This window comes from Streptomyces sp. T12 (genome assembly GCF_028736035.1).
Lineage (GTDB): Bacteria > Actinomycetota > Actinomycetes > Streptomycetales > Streptomycetaceae > Streptomyces.
On sequence record NZ_CP117866.1, the window covers coordinates 9,929,727 to 9,955,282 of the forward strand.

General features: G+C 68.0%; 25 protein-coding genes and 3 pseudogenes. 17 read left to right on the forward strand and 11 right to left on the reverse strand.

Annotated features, from left to right (window positions below; translation table 11 throughout):
* Nucleotides 1-120 precede the first annotated feature (120 nt).
* The 5 genes from PBV52_RS44490 (at nt 121) to PBV52_RS44510 (ending at nt 5,164) form a co-directional block, all read left to right on the forward strand.
* Entirely contained in the window at nt 121-1,389 is a 1,269-nt protein-coding gene (locus tag PBV52_RS44490; RefSeq protein WP_274247078.1) for an MFS transporter, read from the forward strand.
* A gap of 453 nt (nt 1,390-1,842) precedes the next feature.
* A complete protein-coding gene (locus PBV52_RS44495) occupies nt 1,843-2,649 on the forward strand; it encodes a squalene/phytoene synthase family protein (protein WP_274249954.1) in 807 nt (268 codons plus the stop codon).
* 44 nt (nt 2,650-2,693) lie between these two features.
* Entirely contained in the window at nt 2,694-3,719 is a 1,026-nt protein-coding gene (locus PBV52_RS44500; RefSeq protein ID WP_274247080.1) for a polyprenyl synthetase family protein, read from the forward strand.
* 9 nt (nt 3,720-3,728) lie between these two features.
* Nucleotides 3,729-4,334, forward strand: a complete 606-nt coding sequence (locus tag PBV52_RS44505; protein WP_274247082.1) for an ABC transporter ATP-binding protein — start codon at nt 3,729-3,731, stop codon at nt 4,332-4,334.
* Entirely contained in the window at nt 4,331-5,164 is an 834-nt protein-coding gene (locus PBV52_RS44510; RefSeq protein ID WP_274247084.1) for an ABC transporter permease, read from the forward strand. The genes PBV52_RS44505 and PBV52_RS44510 overlap by 4 nt, the downstream gene beginning before the upstream one ends.
* A 222-nt stretch (nt 5,165-5,386) precedes the next feature.
* Here the strand turns inward: PBV52_RS44510 and PBV52_RS44515 are convergent, their stop codons facing one another.
* The 4 genes from PBV52_RS44515 to PBV52_RS44530 form a co-directional block, all read right to left on the reverse strand.
* Nucleotides 5,387-6,229 carry an alpha/beta fold hydrolase gene (locus PBV52_RS44515; RefSeq protein WP_274247086.1) on the reverse strand — a complete coding sequence of 281 codons (843 nt, stop codon included), beginning with the start codon at nt 6,227-6,229 and terminating at the stop codon, nt 5,387-5,389.
* A gap of 4 nt (nt 6,230-6,233) precedes the next feature.
* Nucleotides 6,234-6,851 carry a dihydrofolate reductase family protein gene (locus PBV52_RS44520; protein ID WP_274247087.1) on the reverse strand — a complete coding sequence of 206 codons (618 nt, stop codon included), beginning with the start codon at nt 6,849-6,851 and terminating at the stop codon, nt 6,234-6,236.
* 599 nt (nt 6,852-7,450) lie between these two features.
* A complete protein-coding gene (locus PBV52_RS44525) occupies nt 7,451-8,251 on the reverse strand; it encodes an aminoglycoside phosphotransferase family protein (RefSeq protein WP_274247089.1) in 801 nt (266 codons plus the stop codon).
* 190 nt (nt 8,252-8,441) lie between these two features.
* A complete protein-coding gene (locus PBV52_RS44530) occupies nt 8,442-9,116 on the reverse strand; it encodes an SUMF1/EgtB/PvdO family nonheme iron enzyme (RefSeq protein WP_274247090.1) in 675 nt (224 codons plus the stop codon).
* Nucleotides 9,117-9,469: 353 nt separating this feature from the next.
* Here PBV52_RS44530 and PBV52_RS44535 point away from each other — a divergent pair, with 353 nt between their 5' ends.
* Nucleotides 9,470-10,300, forward strand: coding sequence for an IS5 family transposase (locus PBV52_RS44535; RefSeq protein WP_274247092.1), 831 nt, complete (start codon nt 9,470-9,472; stop codon nt 10,298-10,300).
* A complete protein-coding gene (locus PBV52_RS44540; protein WP_274247094.1) occupies nt 10,297-10,725 on the forward strand; it encodes a hypothetical protein in 429 nt (142 codons plus the stop codon). Before PBV52_RS44535 ends, PBV52_RS44540 begins: the two co-directional genes overlap by 4 nt.
* Before the next feature lie 13 nt (nt 10,726-10,738).
* On the opposite strand, the pseudogene PBV52_RS44545 reads toward PBV52_RS44540, so the two are convergent.
* A pseudogene (locus PBV52_RS44545) lies at nt 10,739-11,109 on the reverse strand (IS110 family transposase); the annotation flags it as partial.
* Nucleotides 11,110-11,873: 764 nt separating this feature from the next.
* Between PBV52_RS44545 and PBV52_RS44550 the strand changes: the two are divergent.
* The 5 genes from PBV52_RS44550 to PBV52_RS44570 all read left to right on the forward strand — a co-directional run bounded on the left by PBV52_RS44550 (nt 11,874) and on the right by PBV52_RS44570 (nt 15,898).
* Nucleotides 11,874-12,800, forward strand: coding sequence for an alpha/beta hydrolase (locus tag PBV52_RS44550; protein WP_274247095.1), 927 nt, complete (start codon nt 11,874-11,876; stop codon nt 12,798-12,800).
* A gap of 12 nt (nt 12,801-12,812) precedes the next feature.
* On the forward strand, nt 12,813-13,697 hold the full coding sequence (locus tag PBV52_RS44555) for a short-chain dehydrogenase/reductase (RefSeq protein WP_274247096.1): 885 nt from the start codon (nt 12,813-12,815) through the stop codon (nt 13,695-13,697).
* A gap of 6 nt (nt 13,698-13,703) precedes the next feature.
* Nucleotides 13,704-14,585 (forward strand): SDR family NAD(P)-dependent oxidoreductase, encoded by an 882-nt coding sequence (locus tag PBV52_RS44560; RefSeq protein WP_274247098.1) that lies wholly within the window; start codon nt 13,704-13,706, stop codon nt 14,583-14,585.
* Nucleotides 14,586-14,653: 68 nt separating this feature from the next.
* Nucleotides 14,654-15,268 carry a TetR/AcrR family transcriptional regulator gene (locus PBV52_RS44565; RefSeq protein WP_274247100.1) on the forward strand — a complete coding sequence of 205 codons (615 nt, stop codon included), beginning with the start codon at nt 14,654-14,656 and terminating at the stop codon, nt 15,266-15,268.
* Nucleotides 15,269-15,529: 261 nt separating this feature from the next.
* Entirely contained in the window at nt 15,530-15,898 is a 369-nt protein-coding gene (locus PBV52_RS44570) for a transposase family protein (protein WP_274247102.1), read from the forward strand.
* 132 nt (nt 15,899-16,030) lie between these two features.
* Here the strand turns inward: PBV52_RS44570 and PBV52_RS44575 are convergent, their stop codons facing one another.
* The gene (locus PBV52_RS44575; protein WP_274247104.1) at nt 16,031-16,189 is read right to left on the reverse strand and encodes a multidrug efflux SMR transporter; all 159 of its coding nucleotides are present in this window, start codon (nt 16,187-16,189) and stop codon (nt 16,031-16,033) included.
* 31 nt (nt 16,190-16,220) lie between these two features.
* Here PBV52_RS44575 and PBV52_RS44580 point away from each other — a divergent pair, with 31 nt between their 5' ends.
* The 3 genes from PBV52_RS44580 to PBV52_RS44590 all read left to right on the forward strand — a co-directional run bounded on the left by PBV52_RS44580 (nt 16,221) and on the right by PBV52_RS44590 (nt 18,242).
* Nucleotides 16,221-16,352: a hypothetical protein gene (locus tag PBV52_RS44580; RefSeq protein ID WP_274247105.1), complete on the forward strand. Its 132-nt coding sequence runs from the start codon at nt 16,221-16,223 to the stop codon at nt 16,350-16,352.
* Between the two features lie 95 nt (nt 16,353-16,447).
* Entirely contained in the window at nt 16,448-17,245 is a 798-nt protein-coding gene (locus PBV52_RS44585) for a transposase family protein (protein WP_274247106.1), read from the forward strand.
* Between the two features lie 4 nt (nt 17,246-17,249).
* The gene (locus PBV52_RS44590; protein ID WP_274247108.1) at nt 17,250-18,242 is read left to right on the forward strand and encodes a pentapeptide repeat-containing protein; all 993 of its coding nucleotides are present in this window, start codon (nt 17,250-17,252) and stop codon (nt 18,240-18,242) included.
* A gap of 501 nt (nt 18,243-18,743) precedes the next feature.
* On the opposite strand, the gene PBV52_RS44595 is transcribed toward PBV52_RS44590, so the two are convergent.
* From PBV52_RS44595 to PBV52_RS44605, 3 genes are all read right to left on the reverse strand, one after another.
* Nucleotides 18,744-20,066: a hypothetical protein gene (locus PBV52_RS44595; protein WP_306801472.1), complete on the reverse strand. Its 1,323-nt coding sequence runs from the start codon at nt 20,064-20,066 to the stop codon at nt 18,744-18,746.
* A gap of 179 nt (nt 20,067-20,245) precedes the next feature.
* Nucleotides 20,246-21,250 (reverse strand): IS481 family transposase, encoded by a 1,005-nt coding sequence (locus PBV52_RS44600; RefSeq protein WP_274247110.1) that lies wholly within the window; start codon nt 21,248-21,250, stop codon nt 20,246-20,248.
* A 71-nt stretch (nt 21,251-21,321) separates the two neighbouring features.
* Complete coding sequence (locus tag PBV52_RS44605; RefSeq protein ID WP_274247111.1) at nt 21,322-21,687, reverse strand: VOC family protein; 366 nt, start codon at nt 21,685-21,687, stop codon at nt 21,322-21,324.
* Nucleotides 21,688-21,779: 92 nt separating this feature from the next.
* On the opposite strand from PBV52_RS44605, the gene PBV52_RS44610 reads away from it, so the two are divergent.
* Entirely contained in the window at nt 21,780-22,745 is a 966-nt protein-coding gene (locus PBV52_RS44610) for a YafY family protein (RefSeq protein WP_274247113.1), read from the forward strand.
* Nucleotides 22,746-22,779: 34 nt separating this feature from the next.
* Here PBV52_RS44610 and PBV52_RS44615 read toward each other — a convergent pair whose 3' ends face one another.
* Together PBV52_RS44615 and PBV52_RS44620 are read right to left on the reverse strand one after the other, a co-directional pair.
* Nucleotides 22,780-23,052, reverse strand: coding sequence for a hypothetical protein (locus PBV52_RS44615; RefSeq protein WP_274247115.1), 273 nt, complete (start codon nt 23,050-23,052; stop codon nt 22,780-22,782).
* Between the two features lie 204 nt (nt 23,053-23,256).
* Nucleotides 23,257-24,502 (reverse strand): annotated as a pseudogene (locus PBV52_RS44620) (MFS transporter).
* Nucleotides 24,503-24,815: 313 nt separating this feature from the next.
* Between PBV52_RS44620 and PBV52_RS44625 the strand changes: the two are divergent.
* Nucleotides 24,816-25,507 (forward strand): annotated as a pseudogene (locus PBV52_RS44625) (transposase family protein).
* Nucleotides 25,508-25,556 lie beyond the last annotated feature (49 nt).

Below are 25,556 nucleotides of genomic sequence, written 5' to 3' on the forward strand. Positions count from 1 at the left end.
TCCACCGAGGATGGCCGCGGCGCTGCCCAATATCCTGCGCGAGGTATGGACTGGAGGTTCCGGTCGGCGGCGGAGTCCCAACACTAATGATCACCGGAGTCACCAGGGGGAGACCGCAGCATGACCGGCACCACGGAGGCCCTTGGCGGGTCGGCTGCAGTCGACGGTGCGGCACGAAGTGTCACGCGCCCGTTCTACGTATACGCCGTGCTCGCCAACACGCTGTTCCAGCGCGGCGTATTCGTCCTCTTCCTTTATCAGCGCGGCTTCTCCGTCGGGCAAGTGGCCCTGCTGCAGACACTGCTCTACCTGGTCAGTGGACTTGCGGAGTTGCCGACGGGAGTCATCGCCGACCGAATCGGCAGGCGTGCCAGCATCGTGATCGGCCAGATGCTGATAGCTGGATGTCTGCTCGGCCAGGTGGCGTTCTCCAACTACTGGGTGTTCCTGGCGCTGTTCATCGGGCAGGGCGTGGGCATGGCATGTGTGTCCGGTTCGGACACCGCCCTGCTGTACGACCTGCTCGTGCGTCGTGGTGCAACGGCCGGCTACGTCAAGATCAAGTCCCGGTTCACCATGCTCGGGACGGTCGCCTCGGGAGCCGCCATCGTCCTCGGCGGCCAACTGCAGCAGATTTCCTGGGGAGTCGTCTACGTCGGTTCGGCGGCGTGCCTCGTCCTGGCCATGGTGGTGCTGATGTCAGGGGTGCCCGAGATCCGCGGCGCGGACGCGGTGGACGAGCAGGACGGAGCCGAGGAGCACGGCGACGCCACAGCATGGCGGGCGATGCTTCGGGTCGCCACGCCGGCGCTCGTGACGCTTGTCGTGGTGTCCGGATTGATGCATGCGACTTTGACGCCGTACATCATTTTTACGCAGAAGACCCTCTCCGATCAGGGAGCGGGCACCGCATTGGTCAGCGTGGTCATAGCGGCGGGATTCTTCGTCGGCGGGCTCACTCCCTTGCTGTCGGACCGCGCGGACCGGCGCATCGGGTATCGGGTCATCGTCCCGGTGTCTCTCCTGACGCTCGCCGTGGCGCTCGGCCTGAGCGGCCTCGGCCTTGTCTGGGTCACCATCGCCGCGTTCCTGGTCCTGGCCGGGATTCCCGAGATCACCGCCGTGATCGTGGACAACGTGTTCAACGAGGCAGTGCCGTCGCGCCACCGGGCGAGCCTGCTTTCGATGATCGCATTCGTGGAGTCGGCGCTCATCGGCATCGGCTATCTCGTCCTCGGCGCGCTCATGGACGGGTTGGGCTCCAGTGTGGGCATGGCCACCTACGCCGCGGTCCCCCTGCTGGCATGTCTCCTGTGGCTCCCGGTGCTCTTCCGAGGGGCACGGGTGACCACCGAGATCGAGAAGCCCGCCGGCCAAAAGGCATCCTGAAACAGACCATCTCGCGCAACGTCCTGCCCGATGGCAGGGGCGCTGCTCGTTGTACGAAAGCGTCCGCGAAGAGACGCAGCGGTCCCTGAGACCGCGAAGGGGCTCCGCGAAGTCCTCAGCAAGCTCAAGAAGCCCATCTCGAACCAGAGGGCCGAGATCGAAGAACTCCTGCGTAGCCAGAGAACTGTCGACTCAGGACACCAGCGGGCTCCTGGTCAATGTTGCAGCGGTCGGACGCCCTGAGGGGTGAATCAGTTCACCTCATTGAGTCAAGCCGCCTCGCCTCGCCCAAATCGGCCCGGCCGGACCTGTGAGAGTCCCGCTTGGCCGTGGAGTCGAGTGGGGGGTTCCGTGCTGGTACGACGCTGGCTGGACGCAGCGGGAATCACAGATCCGTTGCTGCGGGAGTGTTACACCGTCTGCGCCCGCGCCGCTTTGCGGGAGCGTGGCGGTGTGGGCTGGGTAGGGACTCTCGCGGCGCCACCCGAGAGGCGCGCCCACGCAGCCGCCGTGACCATGGTGATCCTCGAAGCCGATGACCGGGTGGACACAGGGCCACCCGAGGGGCGCCTTCGGCGTCTGGACGAGTGGATTGACGCCTGGTACGCCGCTCTGGAATCCGGGGGCAGTTCCGATCCGGTCCTGCACGCGGCGGCTCACGCGTGCAGCACTGTTTTCGACAGCCCACCCCTGGACCTGATGGAGGAGTGCTTCGCTGCGCTCCGCCGCAGCTGGGAGGCGACCGAGTTCGCCACCTACGAGGACTGGCAGACCTGGGCGACCGGCAGCAGCGGCGCCTCCGCTGTTTTGATCATGTCGACGTGGGATGAGCTCGGCAGGGCCGGCCAGGTCGGCGAGCGCATCGTGCGCGGCTACGGTGACGTGTTCCAGATGGTGGATTGTCTGGCCGATCTGTCGGAGGACCTGCGTGAGGGGCAGCTGTATCTGCCGCTTGAGGACCTCGACCGGTTCGGCGTGCGCAGGGAGGATCTGGAGGCCGGGCGATGGACGGAGGCCACCAGGGAACTGATCGCGTTCGAAGTGGCACGCATCACCAGTCGCTTGCCGGCCTTGTCGGACAGCGCACGGCAGCACCCATGGCTGCACCGGTACGCGCCTGCGTTCGACACCATGACCCGCGCGCTGTGCGCCGCCGTCCCCGCGGCGGGTCCCGCCATCCTGCGGTGCGTCGCCGTTCCGCCGACAGGACCGATGGTTCAGGCGGGCTTGGGCCTGTGGCGTGCCGCCCTGGCGGGCTGAGGCGGGAGCCTGACTACGTTGAGTGAGAACTGGGGGAGGAACCCATGACGACCAAGGTGTCGGACACCGCCGGTACGACAGGCAGCGAGTTGGATGACCGGACCGTCAACCAGCTGGTGGAACAGGAGATCCGGCGTTGGGTGGGCGCCGGGGAAGACCTGATGAGCGTCGCGTGCCTGGACGCGCTGTTCCCGTCGGGCAAACTGCTGCGCCCCAGGCTGTGCGTGTGGTCTGCGGCCGCATCAGGCGGCACGGCAAAGGAGGTCTTGTCGTTCGCCGCCGGTCTGGAATGCCTGCATGTGGCGACCTTGATGCATGACGACGTCGTCGACCAGGCCCCCGTCCGCCGCGGCCGGGCCTCGGCTGCCGAGCACTTCGGGATCAGCATGGCGCTGATGGCCGGTGACGGGCTGGCTTCCACCGCGTACGTGGCGATGCTCGCCGGCACCGAAGCAGGACTGCCCGCCGATCGCGTCCTGCGGGCGGGGCGCGTCGCGGCGGACGCGCTCAAGCGCACGGCTGCTGCCATCGCCCAGGAGTCTCTTGTCCGCGGGGATCTCACCTGTGCACTGGCGACCGTGCTGGAAATCATCCGGGGTAAGACCGGAGCGCTGACCAGTGCCGCATGCCAGTCCGGCGCGATCCTCGCCGACGCCCCGGCCGACCGCGAGGCGGCACTGCGCACCTACGGCGAGGAACTCGGCGTGGCCTTCCAGATCCGCGACGATCTCCTTCCCTACGCAACCGGAGCGCACGGCACCGAGAACCCCGGCGCGCTCAGCGATGTGGCCAACCAGCAGCCCACCGTGCCGGTCCTCCTCGCGCGGGACGCCGCCGACGGCGCCGACCGGGACACGCTCCACGACCTGTTCGTCGAACAGACCGATGCCGCCACCGCTCACCGGCGGCTGTCCGAGGTCCTCATCCGCAGCGGTGCTCTCGACCAGGCCACCGAAATGGCCCGGACGCATGCCGCGAACGCGCGGGGCGCACTGGCCCAACTTCCGCCCTCGGCTGCCAGGGACAGGCTGGAAGAACTGACCACGACGGTCGTCGACCGGACCCAGTGACCGAGTCCGATGGAGGTCAGAGATGTGCACCATGCATACGGTCAACGGAAAGTGCTGCGAGGAATCCACCTGGACCTCAAGCCCGGTGCCCTCGTCGGAATCGTCGGTGAGAACGGGGCAGGCAAGTCCACCCTGCTGAAAATCCTCTCCGGCGAACTGCGCCCGGACTGCGGAACGGTCCGCCATCAGGGCCGCTTCGGCTACTGCCCGCAGGATGTGGTCCTCAATGACGCCCTGACCGTCCACCAGCACCTGAAGTTCTTCCAGGCCGCGTTCGGCCTGCCCGACCTGCACCATGCCGAGGCGATCATGGAAGAGTTGCGGTTCGCCGAGTACGCCGACGAACGCTCCGGCGACCTCAGCGGCGGCACCCGGCAGAAACTCAACCTGACCCTCGCCCTCATGCATGACCCGCAGGTCCTGCTGCTGGACGAGCCCTACCAGGGCTTCGACTGGAGCACGTACCAGCAGTTCTGGGGCCTCGCGAGCCGCCTGCGCAATGCCGGCCGCTCCGTGCTGGTCGTGTCCCACCTGGCCTACGACATCGAACGCCTCGATGAACTCTGGCGCCTGGACGGCGGCATCCTCACCCGCGGCACGGCGGTGGCGGCGTGAAACGGCACCTCGCTCTTTACACCACCGCCACCCGCTACGACCTGATCGAGCACGCCCGCAACACCTTCGCCATGCTCCTGGTCGCCCTGTACGTCCCCGTCTGGGTCAGCCTTGCCTACCTCGTCATTCCTGACAAACCCGTCCCGTTCCGGCTGAATGCCACGGGCGAGCGGCTGGCCCCGGCAGGCAACCTGCTCACCCAGATCACCGGTGCCCTCAACGCTGTCACGCTCATCACCGGCTTCATGATGTTCGCAGCCACCTTCAACAGCGGCCGCTTCGACCGGCGCCTGGCCCTTGCGGGCTACCCGCGCACTCACCTGGTCCTCGCCAAGACGACCTCCCTGGCCCTCGTCTCCGCAGCCGTCGCCACCTACGCCACCGCCGTCATCTGCGCCGCGTGGTCCCCTGAACAGCCCGTCCAACTCGCCACTGCCCTCTTCGGAGCCGCCCTCACCTACGGTGCCCTCGGAGTCGTCTACGGCTCCCTGCTGCGCCGCGAAGTAGAGGGCATGTTCCTGATGATCATGACCAGTGTCGTCGACGTGGCCCTGCAGAACCCCATGGCCAGCTCAGGAGCCGACAGCCCCTTCATCCGCCTGCTGCCCTCCTACGGCGCCATGCAGACCGCCACGGCCGCCGGCTTCTCCACCATCGCCGCCCCCGCCTACCTCGGCGTCCAGATCCTGTGGTTCGCCGCAGCCGCTCTGGTCAGTCTTCTCACCTTCCATCACCGCACCCGCAACACCCTCCCGCCCGTCGACGGCCTTCCATCCGGCCTACCGCGCCGCAACCAACCACAACCGTCGCAACCCCACGCCCCGCACTGAACAGCAGCATTGCCATGCCGTACCCGGCCGGGATCAACTCCTGGCATGTCGCCCACACATCCGGCCCTGCCAGCCTCATCCAGGTCGGCGTGGCGTCAGGCCGAGGCGTGGGCACCGCGGCTATCGGAACCGCCTTCGAGAGTTCCGCGGGTGCGCGGCCGGATCGAGCCTCCGACGCCCGCTGCTGCGCGGATGCCGTACCCGCGCGGCACGCGCGGTCCTCTATCCGAGCGTGAGCATCGCCTCGGTGACCTCGCCGACCGCCGCATCGGGGATCGCGGTGGCGGCCGTCTTGAGGACGAGCAGCCGTGCCCCGGGGATCTCGCGCGCGATCGCCTCGCCGTTGCCGACGGGGAAGAACCGGTCGCGGCGGCCGTGGACGACGAGCGTGGGGACCTCGATCTCGGGCAGGCGCTCGCGCCAGCGGGGTTTGCAGTCGAGCCTGGAGAACACCATGCCCATCTGGTTGGCCATCTGGACCGGGGGTGCGGTGTCGGGCGTGCGGTCCCAGATGCGCGCAGCGATTGCGCGCGCGGCGACGGGGTCGTCGCCGCGGATCTCCGCGCCGGCGGCGGCGAACTCCGCAACCGCCTCGCGGTCGGTCCAGTCGGGCATCGGACGCGCGAAGAGCCGGCTCATCGTCGCCTGGTCATGGTCGGGGAGGTCATCGTCGGGCGGGCCAGGGGCAACCGCGCGGGTGCCCACCAGGGTGAGCGCCGAGAACGCGCCCGGATGGTCGAGCACGGCCACCTGGGCGACCATTCCACCGACGCCGATCCCCGCGAGGTGCGCGGGCCCGCCGCCGAGCGCGTCGGCAAGGGCCGCCGCGTCGGCGGCGAGGTCGCGCAGGGTGTAGGCGGGCGCTTCCGGATCCGTGGTCGTCGACTCCCCGCTGTCGCGCAGGTCGTAGCGCACCACGCGGCGTCCGCCGGCGGCGAGGCGCTCGCACAGCGCGTCGGGCCAGGAGAGCATCGTCGTCCCGCCCGCGAGCAGGACGAGTGGTGCGTCGTCGTCACCGAACGACTCGATGCCCAAGGCGATCTCATTGGCGTTGACGGTGGTCATCGGATCACCCCAGGACGTCGTAGGTCAGGTGCGTCGCGGTCGATGTCGGGGTCACGCTCCGTTGCACCAGCGTGCGTGGTGCTCCGCCGGTGAACAGTGGTGTCCCGGCGCCCAGCACGATGGGCGCGAGGTGCAGCGTCAGCGCGTCGACCAGCCCGGCGTCGAGCGCCGAGCCGACCGTGGCGCCGCCGCCCATGAGGATGACGTCGAGGTCCTTGCCGCTGTCCGACGACGCCACCTCGGCTCGCTCGCGCGCGGCGGTGACGGCGTCGAGCAGACCGGTGGTGACGAACGTCCAGTCGAGGTTGGTCGTCCGCACCGACTCTGGCGGCGAGCTCGTCACGACGACGAACGCGGGCTTGCCGACCTCGCCGGCGCCGTAGCCGACGTTGTCGTCCCAGCCTTTCGGCCCGTCGACCACGTCGAAGAGCCGGCGGCCGAGGACGACGGCGCCCGAGCGGGCGGTCGCCTCGCGCAGGACCCGGCGGTCGTCGGGGTCCTCGGAAAACGCCCACGTGTGCAGGGCCTCACCGCCGGTGCCCAGACCGTTGTCCGGGCTGGGGTCGGGTCCGGTGACGAAGCCGTCGAGAGAGACCGAGATGTCAGCGATAATTCGAGTCATGCCAGGGCAGACCCGATCCGCCGCCCAAACTCATCGCTCACGCTGTTCTGGCCGCCATCCGTGAAGGCTCAGCCTGTCGCCGGGCCCGACAGCCTTCGACGACAGCGTTCCATGCTGTTCAGACGGTGGTCGGCGGCGGCCCGGCGTGGACGCGGGCCGTCCTTATGGCGTAGTCGTCACGGAAACGCGGTCACAACCACGAGACTCGCTGATGTACCACGGCCCGTCCGTCGCCATGACAGTCATTGAAGGGGAAAACCTGCCGTGCATGCGGGCGAACTACCTCACGGGCGATGCCCCCGCGTACCCGTCCGAGTTCGACCGGCTCCTCAAGGGCGCGGACCCGCAGCTTCACCCAGCACGACTGGGGCGAGGGCTGATGCCCTCGCCCCAGTCCAAGACGCGTTCCCGGAAACACCGCCCTGCGCAGTCTGTTCGGGTCCTGTCCGAAGGACGCAGCAGGTCACAGCGCCGGACGTGCTCCCAGCGTTGCCGCACGCTGATCCAGACCGGAACCGACTCGTACCGGTTCCAGGCCACCGAGGACGAACGCGGCACCAAGAACGCCCGGTGAGTTTGTCCTCGAACGTCCGGGCCGGTCAGTTCAGCAGGGCAGCCGTGAACGTCTTGCGGTGGTCCACCAGCCAGGTCTGCATGCGGTCCCAGCGTTCCCATCCACCACGCTCGGCCAACGCCTGGAGATAGACGGGGTCACCGTCGGCCACACGGCGGGCGACGAAGGCCCGGCAGACCTCCGTGGCCTGCTCGATGACGCCGGGCAACTCGGCGCGGTCCCGCGCTGAGAGGCCGTAGCTGTCGGCAAGGATCCGCAGCCGTGCGGCCGCATCCAGCCCGGGGGGATGGAGAGCGGCCGCGGTCCCGGGATCGAGCATGGGCACCCAATAGCGGGCGGTCATGGCGATGTCCCAGAGGGCACGGCCCGGGGCCGCCAAGTCGAAATCGATCAGGGCCGCGGCACGACCGTCGCGGAAGACGACATTTTCCGGGCACACATCGTTGTGGCACAACATCGTTCCCCCCTCCGGGTCGGCAAGGTCCGGGGGCCACCCGGCACGGGTGTCGACCGCGACGGCCGCGCTGGTCTCATGCAGACGCCGCAGCAGGCTCCCCACCGATTCGAGGGCAGAGCTCGTCATCGCCCAGTCCGGGAACGGCGGCAGAGCCACGTCGCCAGGGATGAAAGTCAGCTGCTCACGGCCATCCGCGGTGAGACCGGCAGGGGCCGGCGCCGCGTCGAAGCCGTGCTCGTTCAGCGCAAGGAGATAGGCATGCAGGGCGCGCGCGTTGCGCGGTGCCGGTCGCTCCACCAACTCCCCCCGGCGGAAGACCGCCCCCGCGTTCACCATCCCGCCGACCAGGGCCTCGTCTTCAGCCGTCATGAGGATCACGCTATCGCCAGGTCGACCCCGCGCGGTCCGGGCCGCAAACTCGGCACAGACAAGCGCCCAAGGCTCACACGCAAGATCGGGGCCACCCAAGCCATGCCTGCAGGGACACAGCCCAGGGGCCACGGGAACCCCCAATCTGACCCCTCCCGGCGGCCGCGCCGGCCTTCGCACGCGACGTAGATCAGCGCACGACGGAACGCGCGACGCGGAATCCCACGTCGTCGACCTGGAAAGTCGGGTGGCTGCGGCGCCGCGCGGAGGCCCGGCAACTCCAGTGCTCATCGAACCAACCACCGCCACGGAGCACCCGGTACGCGCCATAGACCTCGGCGTCGTAGACGTCCCAGCACCAGTCCCAGACGTTGCCGAGCATGTCGTAGAGCCCCCACGAGTTGGGGCGTTTGCCGCCCACCTCGTGGATGCGCTCGTGCGAGTTACCGCGGTACCAGCCGATCTCGTCGAGCTCCCCGTAGCGCGGCCCGGTCGTCCCGGCACGGCAGGCGTGCTCCCACTCGGCTTCGGTCGGCAGTCGATACCCGTCGGCGGACGCGTCCCACTCGATGTCTTCGGCCTCGGCACGGAAGTGGTACGCGGGCGTGAGGCCGGCGCACTGGGACAGGGCGTTGCAGAACCGCGCCGCGTCCCACCAGGAGACGCACTCGACGGGCAACTGGTCCCCAGGGGTGGTACTCGGCCGCTGGCCTGTGATCTGTGTGTACAACGCCTGGGTGACCGGGGATGCCGCGAGCTGGTAGGGCGCAAGTTCGACCGACCAACTGCGCTGTGTCCGCCGGTCCGACAGCGTCACCTGCCCCGGTGGGATGGCGATCATCTCGTTCCCCATCATCACGTCCATGATCAGGAGATCCTAACGAGACCTGTCAGTGCGAAACGACAGAGCCACCAACGGTTGTCCTTGGCTGACACGAATCTGCAAGTCGTCATCCTTCACTGACACAGACAGCCATCGATCATCCTTCAGCGGCAATCGATCAACGTTCACTTGCACAGGTCACTGACGGTCACAAGCGCGTGTGACCTCCAGCGATACGGCCGCCGCGCGAAGATGGCCAAAGACGGCGGGCAGTCCGCTGGTGAGCGGCGGGCACTCAACGGTGGTTGGCCATCCTTCTCAGAGGGCGGAATGAGAGGTGATGTCCGTCCTGTCGTCGCCTGAACGTGTGGCTGGCGCCGTGCTGAGGTGGCTGCGTGAGTGACCGCAAGCCCTACAAGAGCGACTTATCCGACGAACGCTGGGCGCTGGTCGAGCCGGTGATCACCGCATGGAAGGCCCAGCACCCCTCCGTCAGCGGACATGAGGGCCGCTACGCGATGCGGGAGATCGTCAACGCGCTGCTCTACCAGTCCCGGACCGGCTGCCAGTGGGAGTACCTTCCGCACGACCTGCCGCCTGCCGGGGCGGTGAAGTACTACTTCTACACGTGGCGTGACGATGGCACTGACCAGGTCATTCACGACCTGCTGCGCTGGCAGGTCCGCGAGAAGAGGGGCCGATTAGCCGACCCCAGCCTGGTGGTGCTCGACACCCAGAGCCTGCACGCAGCGGCCGGGGTGCCGGCCGAGACGACGGGACGCGATGCGGCGAAGAAGGTGCCGGGACGTAAGCGGGGGCTTGCCGTGGACGTGCTGGGTCTGGTGATCGCCGTGGTGGTGTTGGCCGCCTCCGTCCACGACAACGCCTTCGGCACCGCTCTGCTCGACAAGGTCGCAGCCGGTAGCGGCCACACCGTGACGAAGGCTCTGGTGGACCAGGGGTTCAAGAAGACCGTCGTGGACCACGGTCAGCGGGTGGGCATCGACGTCGAAGTCGTCGAGCGCAACCCGGCCGAGACCGGGTTCGTCCCGCAGCCGATCCGCTGGCGGGTGGAGCAGACGAACGGGATCTTGATGCTGCACCGGCGACTCGTACGCGACTACGAGCACCGACCCGCCTCGGCCGAGTCCCGGGTCTACTGGGCGATAAGCGACGTGATGGCCCGTCGGCTGACCGGCAGCGCGACCTCCTGGCGCGGCGCATGACCAGCGGGGACCCGACCCTGGGGGCGGTGCTGGTACGTCTGGAGGAGCGCGAGCGGGAGATCGCCGAGCAGGCCGAAGAGACCCGTGAGCAGATCACGCGGCTCACCGCCGTGCTGGACGAACTCGGCCGGGCCGCCGAGGAAGTGCGGATCACCCGCAAGACGCTGCTGGAACTGCCCGACCCCGGCCCGCCCGCGCCGTCGGCGTCCGCCCCGGAGCTGCCGGACGGGGCGGCCTACCAGGAGATCATGGCGGTGTTCGCCCAGGCAGGCGGTCCGCTACGGGCACGGGGCGTGTGCGAGGCGATGGACCTGGACCCGGCTCCGAACAACATCAACAACGTCCGTTTGAAGCTCAAGCGCCTGACCGGGCGCAACATCCTGACCGAGCCAGAACCGGGGCTGTTCACCCTGCCACGTCCGTAGTCGTCAGGCGAGGGCCGGGGCGGATCGGCCGCAGATCACGGCGCATTCGGGCCTGGTCCGCGATGACATACGCGTCCCGGGCGTCGGTCTTGCCCTCGCCGCGGTAACCGTCGGCGGCCCGGTTCACCAGGCGGCCAGGCAGGTAGAGGACCTCCTAGCCGTGGTTGCGCAGGAGGGCGAGCAGCAACGCCGGTTCGCCGCCGGTCATGTCGATCGCCCAGGTCACCGGGCTTCCGTCCGCCAGGGCCAAGACATCGCCGATGAACGTGAGCAGCTCGGGCTCGTCGTTGGCCGCCGCGACAGCAACGTGGTGCCCTCGGCGTCCAGGGCGAGGCTGTGGTGGTGGCCTTTGCCGCTGTCGATCCTCGCCCATATTCGACTCATTGCGCTCCTGACGTGCGTGTTCGTGATGTTCTTGCCACGGACCACCTCGCCGGTATTGCTCTACGCAGCGACTGTCTCGCACTTCCTAATCGGCGGCCGAGTCGTCGGGGGGCGCCGGGCGGCGAAGCATCTAAAGCCACAAGCGGCAGCCCTCTGATAGCCACACCCTGCACCCCTGGGCGTCCCCACCCTACGAATGGGGGGGACCGACCCGTCCAAGAACGTAGAGCCCTCTGACACCGGCGGAGGCCGGCGCTCTGCTTGCGGCGGGCCTGGCCCCGACGAGCGCCTCGCCTCGGGGTCGGCGCGGTGATCTCTCCGAGGACCAGGAGCCGGTTCCCGGGCCGCTTCGGGTCCGGCCCATGGTCGCACCTTGTGCTCGGCGCTACTTGCGCGGCTGACCGGTCCTTCTGTGCGTCGTACGGCGCACTCGGACCGTCGGCCGTTCTTCGCCGACAGCACCGACCGGCCTGTGGGCCGACAGCGTTCGGTCGCACGCGCGTCGCGACGTCCGCCAAGGACATGGCGGCCCTGTCTCCGAGGGGCACGCCGGCCCCGCTGTTCCGCCGGGCATCGTCCCTTTCGCCTCCCAGTCGGTCGGTGCGGCGCTGAAGTAGGGCGTGGCTCAGGACCCAGCGGAGACGTGACGGGTTCGTTGCCGTCGATTTGCTTTACAGCCCCGCAACGTTGGATTAACTTCCAACATTGGAAGCAGTTCCAACTCTCCGCGAGCCCCACGATGCGAGCGGTGTTACGGAGGTCCGATGACCGACCGATTGAATGTGACGTTCCCTTCGGGGCCGGACGAGTGTCACGCCTGGCTGTACCTGCCCGAGGGCGGGGGTCGGCGTCCCGTGGTGGTCATGGCACACGGTCTCGGTGGGGTCCGCGAGATGCGGCTGGACGCCTATGCCGAGCGTTTCGCCGCCGCCGGCTACGCGTGCCTGGTGTTCGACTACCGGCACTTCGGGGCCAGCGGCGGTCAGCCGCGACAGCTCCTGAGCATCAGACGACAGCTCCAGGACTGGCGCGCCGCCGTGGCGTACGCGCGCTCCCGGCCGGAGACCGATCCCCGGCGCGTGGTCCTGTGGGGCACCTCTTTCGGCGGCGGCCATGTCCTGGCGACAGCCGCCCAGGACCCGGCCGTCGCCACCGTCATCGCCCAGGGCCTGTTCACCGACGGTGTCGCCTCTGCCCTGGCGATGCGCCCGGACACCTCGGTGAAGGTGATGGCCCGCGCGGTCCGTGACGTGGTCGGCGCCCGCCTTGGGCACCCTCCCGTCATGGTCGCGACGGCGGGGCCGCCCGGATCCGCCGCGTTGATGACCGCTGCGGACGCCGAGCCCGGCTACCTGGCCCTCGTGCCCAACGACGCGCTCTTCTCTAACCAGGTTGCGGCGCGGTTCGCCCTGGACATCCTCCGCTACCGGCCGGGCCGCCGGACCGCGAAGATCGCATGCCCGGTGCTGTTCTGCGTATGCGAGCACGACAGCGTGGCCCCCGCGCGGCCGACCCTGCGCCATGCCCGCAGGGCCCCGCGCGGCGAGATCCGCCTCTACCCCGACGGCCACTTCGACATCTACCTCGGCGAGCCTTTCGAACGCGTTGTCACGGACCAGCTCGCCTTCCTGGCGCGGCACGTCCCCATCGGCTCCGCATCCGGTGAAGCCCCGGGACCCACGACACCCTGAAAGAGGTACGAGATGCTCACCTACCCGATTGCGGGGAAGACCGTCTTCATCACCGGCGCAGCCGGAGGCATCGGTGCGGCCACCGCCCGCACGCTGCACTCGCGCGGAGCCAACGTGGTCCTCGCCGACCGGGGCATCGACGCCACATCGGCCCTCGCCCGCGACCTCGGCGGCGACAGGACACTGGCGCTGTCGGTGGATGTCACCGACAGCGCCGCACTGGCCGACGCGGTGGAACGTACCGTCGACCGGTTCGGCGGCCTGGATGTCGTCTTCGCCAACGCGGGGATCGCGGCCGATCCGCCGGCGACGATCGCCACCATCGACCCGGCCATGTTCGAGCGCGTCGTCGAAGTGGACCTGCTGGGCGTCTGGCGCACCGTTCGCTCCGCACTGCCGCACGTCATCGCGGCGCGCGGGCACGTCCTGGTCACCGCTTCGGTGTACGCCTACTTCAACGGCATGACCAACGCCCCCTACGCCATGTCGAAGGCCGGCGTCGAGCAGTTCGGCCGCGCCCTGCGCGCCGAACTCGGCATCCACGGCGCCAGCGCCGGGGTCCTCTACCCCGGCTGGGTCCACACGCCCATCGCTGGAGCAGCCTTCGGAAGCAACGACATCACCACCCGCATGCGCGAGATCGCCTTCCCGTCCCTGCTCGGCAAGGCCATCGCCCCCACGCGCGTCGCGGACGCCGTCGTCCGCGGCATCGAGAACCGCTCGGCCCGTGTCATGGTCCCCCGCAGGTGGGTACCGTTTTCGGCCCTGCGCGGCGTCCTTAACCCAGTCACCGATCTCATCGCCGAACGCCACCCCGAACTGCGCCGACTCCTGCGCCGACTCGAGGAATCCGCCGGCCCCGCAGGCAAGTCCCCGCAGACCGACACACCGAGGTAGGCCGTCATGACCCGTTACGACCTGACAGGGCGCACCGTCGCCCTCACCGGCTCCACCGGCGGCCTCGGCATCGCCCTGGCCAACGCACTGCGCGACCGGGGTGCCAACCTCGCACTGCTCGACCTCGACGCCGAGGCGGCCCAGGCCCAGGCGGAGAAACTGGGTGGCGACACAGTCGCCCGGGGCTGGGGCGTGGACGTCCGCGACCTCGCCGGACTGCAGACGGCCATGCACGAGGCCGCCGCGCACTTCGGGCGCCTTGATGTCGCCGTCGCCGGCGCGGGCATCGACACCATGGCCCCCCTGGCTACCATTGACCCTGCCGCCTACGAGCGCGTGATCGACATCAACCTCAACGGCGTCTGGCGCACCTTCCGCGCGGCTCTGCCCCACGTCGAGCCCCAACGCGGCTATCTCCTCGCGATCTCCTCCATGGCCGCCTTCGTGCACTCGCCGCTCCAGATCTCCTACACCGCGAGCAAGGCCGGCGTGTGGGCGATGTGCGACAGCCTTCGCCTGGAGGTTCGCCACCTGGGTGTCGGTGTCGGCAGCGCCCACCCCACGTTCTTCCGCACTCCGATGATGGACGACGTGACCGCGGACCCGGCCGGGCACGCCCTCTGGGGCGGCAACTCCAAGGGGTTGTGGAAGATGGTGCCGCTGGAAAAGGTCATCGCCGGTATCGTCCGCGGCATCGAGCGCCGTGCGGACCGCGTCGTCGTCCCCAGGTCCCTCACCCTGACCGCGAACGCTCCCGGCCTGTTCCGGCCGGCACTCGAACGTGTCGGTTTCCGCCCTCAGACGGTCCAGCGCGCCCTCGGCCTCGCCTCGGCGTCGGGCTGGCACGACCCGGCGGTGCATGAGCGCCACCAGGCCGGTTCCCGCTGAGATTCCGGGCTGAAGGAAGCGGCCCAGGGGGTCTGGCCGTTCGAGCACCTCGTAAAGTAGCGGAGACCATGACAATCAAGGTCACACGCACGACACGTCGGGCCGCCGCAACCCGTGCGGCCATCGTCGACGCCGCCGAGGAGTTGCTGGCCTCCGGAGGCCCCGACGCGGTCACCTTGGAGGGCATCGCCGAACGCGCGGATGTCGCCGTGCAGACGGTGTACAACCGCGTGGGCGGCCGCGCGGCCGTTCTCATCGCGGTTGCCGAGCGGGCACTCGAGGACAACCGGACCTACATGAACGACGCCTACGCTGCCCCGGGCACCCCCGTGGAACGCATCAGGGCCGCCTCGGCCGCGTACGTCCGCTTCGCCGCCGAGCGCCCACACCAGTTCCGCCTGCTAGCCGAGCCGCCGGACGAACCCGCGGCCCTGGAACGGGTCGCCGCGCTCGTCGACGAGCAGAACGCCAAACTCGCCGCCGCCCTGGCCGACGGGGTGGCCGACGGCTCGCTCGCCGCCGACCTCGATCCCGTCACCACCGCCACCGCGTTGTGGGCTGCCATGAACGGCGTTCTCGGCCTCTCCTGGCGCGCGGACCGACTCCGCGCTGACGCCTCCCACTTGACGGAACTCGTCGCAGCTGTGGAAAGGGTGGTTCTCCGCGGGCTGCTCGCCCGCTGAAGTCCGCCCGGGGCCGTGCCCTCCATGAACCCGGATACCCGGAGACGGCGACCTTCTCGCCCGCTGGCGATCACCCCTGTCATCGTCCCTTGCCAGAACGCGCCGTCCGCCGTTGTCGTCCCGGTCCTGCAGCGGGTTGTACAGCAGGCAGAGGCTCAGGAAACGAGTGCGAACAGTGGCGCCGTGGCCGAGTTGAGCACGGCGTAGTGGTACCACCATCACGGCCTGCACTTCCTCGCCCTGACAGACGAGAAGGGCCGCTTGCTCTGGATATCCGCCGCCCGGCCCGGCCGCACTCACGACATCACCGCCGCCCGCCACGACCACATCCTTGCCCACCTGCGCGCCGCCGGCCTCGGCGCCCTCGCAGACCTCGGCTTCCGCGGCGTGGACAACGACGTACGCGACCCCGTGATCGTCACTGGCTTCCACGCCAGCCGCACCCACAAGCTCACGCCCGGCCAGAAGGAAGCCAACCGCGTCCTCGCCGTCGGACGGGCACCGGTCGAGCACGGCTTCGCCCACCTCAAGAACTGGCGGACCCTCACCAAACTCCGCACCGACCCCGCCCACGCAACCCGCCTCCTGCGCGCCCTGCTCGTCCTGACGAACCTCGAAGTCAACCGCTGACAAACCATACTCCGCAGACACAGCCGCCGACGACCAGCGTGAGCACCCCGAGAATCGTTCGCACCAGCCCTTTGACCTGGTACTTCAAGTTGGCGAAGGCTCTCTGATCGAGGCTCCTGTGCCCGGTGCCGGTCAATGCGCACCGCCGAGGTTGAGGATCACGACCGCCGCGATCACCAGGGCGACCCCGGTCACCTTGGCCAGTGTCAACGGTTCGTTCAGGAACAATGCGCCGACGAGCACGATGAGGGTGGTGCCCAGACTCGACCAGACCGCGTAGACGATGCCCACCTGCAGACCACGGGCGATTACGGCACGGGGCGTGTGCGAGGCGATGGACCTGGACCCGGCTCCGAACAACATCAACAATGTCCGTTTGAAGCTCAAGCGCCTGACCGGGCGCAACATCCTGACCGAGCCAGAACCGAGGCTGTTCACCCTGCCACGTCCGTAGTCGTCAGGCGAGGGCTACTTCATCCACAACGACGAAACGGACATCAACTCACATCCCGCCCTCTCACTCGCCAACGTCCTGACATAGGAGCCCTGATGGTGCCGTATCGGGCCATGCTCGATGTACCGCACGAGGTCGTACAGCACGTCTCGTGGCTGATCTACGCCCGAAGGGGTGATCTGAACTCCCGCTGGCGCAGGCTGAGTTGTTTTGAGCAGGCCCTGCTCGTCTTGGTCCACCTGCGCAAGAACGAGACGCTCGCCCGGGTGGCGGCCGCCTTCGGGGTCTCCACCACCACTGCCGGCCGGTACGTGACCGAGACCGTCGAGGTGCTCGCCGAGCACGCCCCCGACCTGCACACCGCCCTACGCGAGCTGCCGACGGAGGAGTTCGTCATCCTCGACGGCACTCTGATCGCCACTGACCGCATCGCGGCGGACGAACCGTACTACTCGATGAAGCACCGTCGGCACGGGCTGAACGTGCAGGTGTTGGCCGCCCCGGACGGCACCCCTCTGTGGTTTTCACGGGCCCTGCCTGGCCGCACACACGACTTGACCGCGGCCCGCGCGCACGGCGTGATCCAGGCATGCCTTTCGAGGCAACTCCTGGTACTCGCGGACCGTGCCTACCGCGGAGCCGGGGCCACTGTCCGCACCCCGTACTACGGCCGCGAACTGCCCGAACGGTACGCACAGTTCAACCGGGATCACGCCCGCCTGCGAGCTCCTGGGGAAAGGGCCTTCGCCCGCCTGAAGCAGTGGCGGATCCTCCAGAAGGCCCGCTGCAGCACCAACCGTATCGGGCGAACCGTTGCTGCCGTTCACGCGATCGAGATCGCCTGGGCTCAAGCGTCGAGATCTGTGGAACAGCCCGTAGGGGTGCGACCATAGCGCCATGGATCACCGGCTGGGGCGGCGTGCTTTGCGCCGCTGGCTCATATGGCTACTCATCGGCATCGTAGCGTTGGTTGTATTGGGTGTGGCGCTGGCTGTGTTGCCCCGGCTCCTCGCGCCGCGTAGCTCATTCGGCAACGCCGCAGACGCCGTTCGGGCTCAGCATGAGGAACGAGCACTCATTCTGCAGGGGCTGGGTGGACTGGCGCTGCTGCTCGGTGCGTATATCACCTGGAGGCAATTCCAGATAAGCCGCGAACAGCTTCAGCTCAACCTGCGGGCAACGGCCCAACAGCTTCAGGCCACCCAAGATCAGCTGACTGTCGCCCGCCAGAGTCAGATCACCGAACGGTTCACCCGAGCCATGGATCAACTCGGTAGCGACCAACTCGTCGTCCGCTTGGGGGGCATCTACGCGCTGGAGCGTATTGCCAAGGATTCACCAGCCGATGCCGGGATCATCGCCGGGATCCTTTGCTCCTATCTCCGCCAGCATGCGCCCGCGCCCGATACGCCTACTGCAGGCAGCGACGTGCCGCACTTGGTTGCCAGAGCCCCTGATGTGCAGGCGGCCCTCACCGTGCTTGTTCGTCGGGCTGCTCGACCCGACGACGAGGAGCCCCTCCGGCTGATCGGTGTGGATCTACGCCGGGCCGACTTGACTAAGGCGGATCTTGCCGGCGCGGATTTGGAAGGTGCCCACCTCAACTGGGCGTGGTTGCCGGATGCCCGACTGGATGGTGCGGATCTCAATGATGCAGATTTGAGTGAGGCCAATCTTGCCGGTGCCAGCCTCAAAGGCGTCGACTTGGCGGGCGCTGTGCTGCACGGAGCGCATCTGGAGGGCGCGTCACTTCGAGAAGCCGAGCTTGGGGGAGCGCAACTCGACGGTGCAGTGGCCAACGAGGCAACGACCTGGCCAGATGGGTTTGAGCCGCGACAAGCTGGTGTCAACGTCAGGCGTGGTCATTCCTCCGATTGGTGGCGGACCTGATACATGACGGATTTCCCTGGCTTCACCGGCGCTCCGGCCGCCGGTATCACCTGCTGACTGCGGCGGATGCAATCTCGCCGCTGAGGATCCTGCGGCACACCTGCGGTCGCGGCAAGGATCAACACATTCCTGTCTCCGACTGGCGGGTACTCCGTGATCTGCATCGCCTGGCGCGCAGGATGAGAAACCTTCACTGAGCCGTCTCCAGCGAGGCAGCGCGGGCAGTACCGCGTGAAGGCGGTGAACACCCAAAGGTCGTAGGGGAAGAACCGATTGGGTCGCGGGTGCAGGGACATGGAGATCGGTGGGTATCGCTCGGTGTCGGGCGCGAGGGTGAGACGTGCGGCTTTACGGGAGTGAGCTGAGTGGCCTGGGCGAACGCCGTGAGGCGATCGCCCAGGCCAAGAAGGAGCCGGCCCGAGGTGTAGGAGCCTTTGGACGTCTGGAGGCCGGTTCGTGCGAACAGCATGGTGGGCGACAGATCCAGGCGGTGGGACAGCCTCAGGGTGAGCCCGGGCAGTCCTTCCCCGGGCAGCGGAGCCAGGGCCCGCGGCAGTCGACCGCGACCGCCTCGGTCTGCGCGTGCTGCCGGGACCGTCTGCTGCGTTCACGCTTGGTCATCTGGGTCGGCCACTGGGCGACCGGGATGGCGGAGCCGAGCAACTCCAGCAGGACCGGAAGGAGTTCGGCATCGGAACGGGGAGCAAGGCCCCGGTTGCGGGCTTCGGCGAGCAGCGTCTCGGCGGCGCGGTCGGAGAATGCCGGGATCTCGGTCGCGCGAGGTAGCCCGGTCCAGCTCAACACGTGCCAGCGGTCGGGCTCGGCGTCGTCCTGGAAGAACATGGTGCGCCGGTCACGGCGATCGGAACGGATGAGCCACTTGCCCTTGTGCCGGCCGCCCCGGGTGGAGGGCAGGTGGAAACGCGGGTCGTCCAGGACGACGGCGTGATACCAAAGTCCGCCGATCTTCACCCCGCGCCGGGGGTGGATCTTGACGTAGTGGGCCTTCAGGAGGCGGTAGTAGAGCTCCGGCCTGGGGATCTGCAGGGCGAAACCGCCTTGCTGCATCGCCGCGGCGAACAGCGAGTTGGGGCTGTGGTCCTCGCCGGGTCCCCAGGCCGGGGCGTACTCGCCCAGGATCCGGTTCTGCCATGTCTTCACCACCCAGGTCGCGATCAGGTGTTCCATCTGGGACATCGACAACACCGCGTCGGCTCCCGGGTCGGCGCCGCGCTCGGCGACGTCCGCCCCGGTGAAGCCCAGCAGGTGCTCCAGCAGCAGGCTGTTGATCGCGGATAAGGCCCGCTCGACGGCGAATTCGTCGGTGGGCCGCAGGGTGCGGGCGGGAAGGATGTTGCAGCCCAGCGTCCGTTCCGCTTCCACCACGTGGTGGTTCTTGTGGGCAACCACCGTGACCGGGACGCCCGGGTATGGCCACTCCATGTCCTCGCCCCAGCCCTCGCGCATCGGCAGCATCACGTCCCGCAGCAACATCGCAATGTCCACCGACGTGTCCGACACCAGCGTCAACCGAAACGCCACGATCGAGTGCGTGAAGAGGTCCAACGCCAGCGTGAGCATGACCGAGACCGGTTCACCGAACACCGACTCGCGCACCTTCACCGGCAGCGGCGTGGTATCCAGGGCAACTACCTGCCCCGGCCGGTGCACCACCACCCGCTGCGAGGCGTCCCGGGCCGCATCCGCGGACCGGGTGTAACGCTGCCGGGCTCCATCCGGCCCGAACCACTGCCTCCAGACCGTCCGCAGTGTGTTGCAGCACGGCACCTTCTCCGGCGGGAAGAGGGGGAACGTCTCGCGCATGTACTGATGGAGCAAGCGACGCTTGGCCCGCATGCTGATCCGCGACCGCTGGAGACTCTCCCTCGTCACCGCGAAGATCGCTTCCCGGATCTCCTCGGTGATGCTCGGGTGCCCGCCGCTTCGCCGGGTCCAACGGCCATCAGCGCAGCCAGCCACGATGTCCTCGATGCTTGCCGTGGCTAGTTGTATGAGGGCTCGACGTTGGTGACGCTCTCGCGGAGGCGTGCTGTTGGCGGCTTTCCGGCGGCAGCACTATGCGGCCGGTGGTAGTTGTAGTGGATGTTCCGCACTGCGATCGCGGCTGACCGGGCGTCCTCGCTGGTGAACTCGCGGGCGTAGAGGACTTCCTCGGCCATGATGCGCTGGTAGCGCTCCACCTTCCCGCTGTGCCGAGGTGTGTATGGCTTGGTTCTCTGATGCCGGGTGCCTTGCCCGACGATGCGGGCGAAGTCGCCGGAGCGGTAGCAAGCGCCATTGTCGGTGACGACCCGGTGGATGCGGTTGATGCCGTGGGCGGCGAACCAGACCTTCGCCCGGGCGAGGAAAGCAGTAGCCGTCGCGCCCTTCTCATCACCCAGCGGTTCTGTGTAGGCGAGCCGTGAGAAACCATCGACGACGGAGTGCAGGTAGACGTAGCCACGCTTCGCCCCGGCCGACTTCGCCCGACTAGCGACCTTGGCCTGATCGCTGTCCCGGCCGTGGATCCGCCACCCGCCGCCATCAGGGATCCGGCCGACCTTCTTCACATCCAGGTGCACCATGTGTCCGGGCCAGCGGGCAGTGATCTTCCCCGGCTTCCGGTTGTTCTCACCGCCTGGGTCGATGAAGCGGCGTTCGCCGAGGCCGAGCCGGGTCAGGTGTCGGCTGACGGTTCGCCGGTTGATCACAAAACCGATACTGACAAGTTCGCCGGTGATCCGTTGCGCGGACCACTTGTGCTCGCGGCGCCAGGACTCGATCTGCTCGATGACCCATGCTGGAGTCGTGTTCGGACTCCGGTGCGGACTCGACGGCCGGTCTTGCCATCCCGCATCACCGTGTAGCCGCCGGCGATTTACCCACTTGCCGGCGCATGCGCGAGAGATGCCCATCTCAGCGGCGACGTGGGCGATGGGACGTGTCTGGCACCGCTTCACGAGCCGCCTACGGCCCTCGACGCTCAGGGGCGCATGCGCGTGGGGCACTCATCGTCCTCTCGAAGTCAGACGACGGCAGGCGCGACACCTATCGTGCGCGCCTGCCGCATTGCGGCCTTTCAGTCCTGCGGTGCGACGCGGATACGGTTCCCGTCAGGATCGGCTGCGAGGAAGGTCAGCCCGAACCCAGCATCATGAGGCTCGCGCAGGATCGTGACCCCCTTGGACTTCCACTGCTCAAAGGTCGCGTTGAGCTCGTCGGGTCCGCCGTCGATGGCCAGGCACACCTCACTGGTGCGCGGGATGTCCGGTGACAGATCCTCGAACTGGCCAGACCACACACCGAGGTCAGCGCCTGGCCCGAGGTCGAAGGTGATGTATCCCGAAGTCTCGAACGAGGGGCTCATGCCGAGGAGGTCGCCGTAGAAACGAGCTGCGGCGGGAGCGTCGTTCACGTAGACGATGGACACGACGGATGTGGTCATGGTTGTTCCTTCTCACAGGTCGTAGGTACGCATCCACCAGCCTGACCGGGATATGCGCCGCATCGTGTCGCAATTCCTGAAAAAATTGGTGTGTGACCCCAGATCGCTTCTTCACCCTGATGCTGCTCCTCAAATCGAGGGATGCCGTGACCACACAGGAACTCGCCTCAGCGCTCGGGGTGTCCCTTCGAACCATCACCCGAGACCTGAACTGGCTCCGCGACGCCGGTCTGCCGGTGACCGCACACCGGGGCCGCCTCGGAGGCGTGACCATGCTGCCCGGATCCGGACTCGACCTCACGCGACTCACACCGGGCGAGCGTGATCATCTGTCGCTCACTGGGCTGGATGAGAAGCAACGTGCGGAGCTCAACGCATCGGCCGAAAGCCAGCGCGCGCTCTCCAAGATCGCCGCTACACAGCCACGTCGAGTTCATGAGCTCCTGCCGCTCACCGACGTAGTGCACGTGGACAGCCGTCCCTGGCGTCAGGCACGAGCTTCCGGCACGACTCCGGCTTCGCTGATCGGCCCAGTGCGGCGAGGTCGCCGGCTACGGATCGAGTACGACAGCCCACGCGAGTCATGCCCACGCGACCTGGTCGTGGATCCCTACGGGCTGTTCGCCAAGGCCGGCATCTGGTACCTCGTCGCCGACTGTGCCCGAGTGCCACGGATGTACCGACTCGAACGGATCACGACGTGGAAAGAAGTCGACCAGCCACGACGGATCCGAGAGAGCCAGACCCTGGCCACCGTCGCTGCCGCGCTCATCGATCAGTGGGAGCACAACCACGCGATAGAGGTCAGCGCCACCATCGACCAGACCCAGATCGAGCGGGCGCAACGGATCTTTGGCCTACGACTCGTCCGGGACGACCATGAAGAATCCGCCACCGGCCGCAAGGTGACGATCCGCTTCCTGCATCTGGAGGACGTGCGAGCACTACTGCCGTTCGGGAGCGCCATCACTGTGCACGGCCCCACCGAAGCCAGGGCTCACCTCCGCGACCTCGCCACCAATCTTGCCCACCACTATGCGCCGTCACCAACGTCCTGACCCGCAACAGCTAGTCGCCGCAGAGTGCGCTCGCTCATGCGATCCACGCCCAGAAGGGCGGCCTCCTCCGGGCCAGCGCCTTCAGCTCCTCGGCCTTCGCCCGGCGACGCTGGGCCAGCGTCGTCCGCTCCGGGTCGTAGGCCGGTCGCGGCTCACCCGGCAGAGCCCGTGCCGGGTGGCCGCTCCGGTAGCCGGTCTGCGCCTCCAGCATGTGAGCCGCCCGCAACCGGGCCCGTTCCAGCTGCGATTCGGTCAGATCCGTCTTCTCCGCGAGCTGGCACGAACCGCCCTCAGAAGTCGCAGACACCCGCGAAGGACGGCAGTCCGGGTGATGCATCAGCCACCGGATCGGCCGTCGCTGGCGCTCTCCCGCGACATGGTCACAACACGCATCCAGCCGATCAGGTCCGCACCTCTTCGGCGAGCAGGCATGACCGAGTTCGGCCACGAAGCGAACGGTGCACAAGCACCCGCCCCCAGCCACCGTCCGCTCACCGTCCGCGCCGCGCCTTCAAACAGCCGCGAACGGCTCGAATTCATCGGCAGCACGCGCCTCCCGCGTGCGGGACACCGTGAGCACAAGCGCCTGAATGACCGCTCCAGACAGACCCACCCACAAAGCGAACCGATAGCTGACCTGGTCGGCGAGGTATCCGCCTATCGGCGCCCCAACCGCCACCATCCCCCAGTTGAACGAGCGGATCGTGGCATTCATCCGCCCCCGCAGCCGGTCGGGCGTGACCGCTTGGCGATAGCTCATCTCCACCGGGCTTTCGATCGAGATCGCCAAGGACACCACGAAGAAAGCCAGCGATACCGAGACCAGCCCCCCACAACTCACGCCCAGCAAGAACCAGCGGGAGCCAACCGACGGCGGCAAGGAGGCGGAACGCAATCAAGGTGACCCCGACGTCCAGCTTCCGCGACACCCACCCGGAGAGCGCACCACCGAGCACCCCACCAAGCCCCGCGCAGGCATAGGTAACCCCCAGGCCGAAGTCCCCGATCCTCAGCTCACGCAGTGCGTAGACCACGAAGACGGTACTCACGATGGTGTTGAAGAGAAGCATCGCGTGCGAGGTCAGCGCAATGGACGACAGCGTCCGATGGCGGTAGACCCAGGCCATCCCCTCACGCAACTCCCTGCCAAGGCTGCGCCGCGCGCCTCGATCCGGAACGGGATCAGGGGCCCGTACCGAGGTAAGCAGCAGGCCGGACATCAGATAGCTGATGGCGTCCACGAGCAAGGCAAGCGGCGCACCAACGAACTTGATCAGCACTCCGGCGATCAGCGGCCCCGTCGATCCCGCCACTGCGTCGGCCTGCCCCACACGCGCATATCCCGCGTTGAGGAGTTCCTTCGGCACCAACTGTGGCACGTAGGACTGATTGGCCGATTCGAAGAACAGAGAGAGCACCCCGACGCCGAAGACGCACACACACAGCGTCGCGATGCTGAGCCGTTCCACCGCATACAGCAGAGGGATCAGGCCGAGCAGGGCAGCCCTGCCGAGATCCATGCCCACCATCATCGGCTTGCGCCGGCAACGATCCACAAGCACCCCGGCCACGAGGCCGAAGAGTAGGTAGGGAGCCCAGCGGGCCGCGTTGACCAGGCCCACCTCCGTGGCAGATGCACTCAACGTGACGGCGGTGAGGATCTGAAGGGCAAGCCCGGACACCTGCGAACCGAAGGCCGAAACCGCGGAGGCGGTCCAAAAGCGTATGTACCCCTGGACATCCACCAAGCGCGGCATGATCGGACCGTACCAGCGGGACACTTGCGCACCCCAGCAGTTCAGCAACCGGCGACGACATCTCGCCCAAGGTCGACTGCAGCCGAACCCATCGATGGCCAAGTAGCTCTGCTCATGGCCAACTATCGCTGAGCGTCACAGTGAGGGTTTTCAGGGTGGCCCCGGATGGGTGACGACCGGGCCGTAGGCAACGGACAGGGCTCATGTGCCGTTGAGAGAGGTGTCTAGGTCTCAACTCTCCAGCTCAGGAGCCCTGTGGGTCCCGTACCCTGCCGCACTCGATCTGCCGCACGCACTCGTGGAGTGGGTGACGATGCTGATCGTCACTCGGGAGGGTGACCGGCGCTGCAAGCTCCGACCGTCCGCGCGTGCGGTGCTCGCTCTGTCGTACCTGCGCCGACATGACCCCTGGCTCAACTGGCCTCGGGTTTCCGCATTTCTGTCGGCACCGCCCACACCTACGTCACCGCTGTCATCGAACACCTCGCGGACAAGGCGCCGGGCCTGCTGAAGGTCCTGCGCGAGGCAGACCCCGACTACGTTCTCCTGGACGGCACGCTCGCCGAGTGCGACCGGGTCGGCGACGGGCGCGCGGACTATTCGACCAAGCACAAGCGGCATGGTGTGAACGTGCAGGTCATCACGGACCCGGACGGCCGGACGCTGTGGCTCTCGCCCGCCCTGCCCGGACGCACACACGACCTGACCGCCGCCCGCACACACAAGATCGTCAGGACCTGTGAGCGCCAGGGCGTCCCCGTCCTTGCCGACATGGCCTACATCGGCGCGGGCGAGTGGGTCACCACCCCCAGGCGCCGGCCGCCCCAAGGCGAACTCACCACAACCGAGCAGACGGTCAACCGGGCCCTGGCCGCCGCTCGCGTACCCGTGGAACGAGGCATCGCCCGCCTGAAGTGCTGGCGAATCTTCCGTCACGCCCGGTGCAGCCCGAACCGCATGACGTCAATCACCAAGGCCGTCCTCACCCTGGAGCGGCACCGCTGAAAAGGCTCAGTGACTGTGACCCCCAGCGATAGTTGGCCAGAGACGGTGG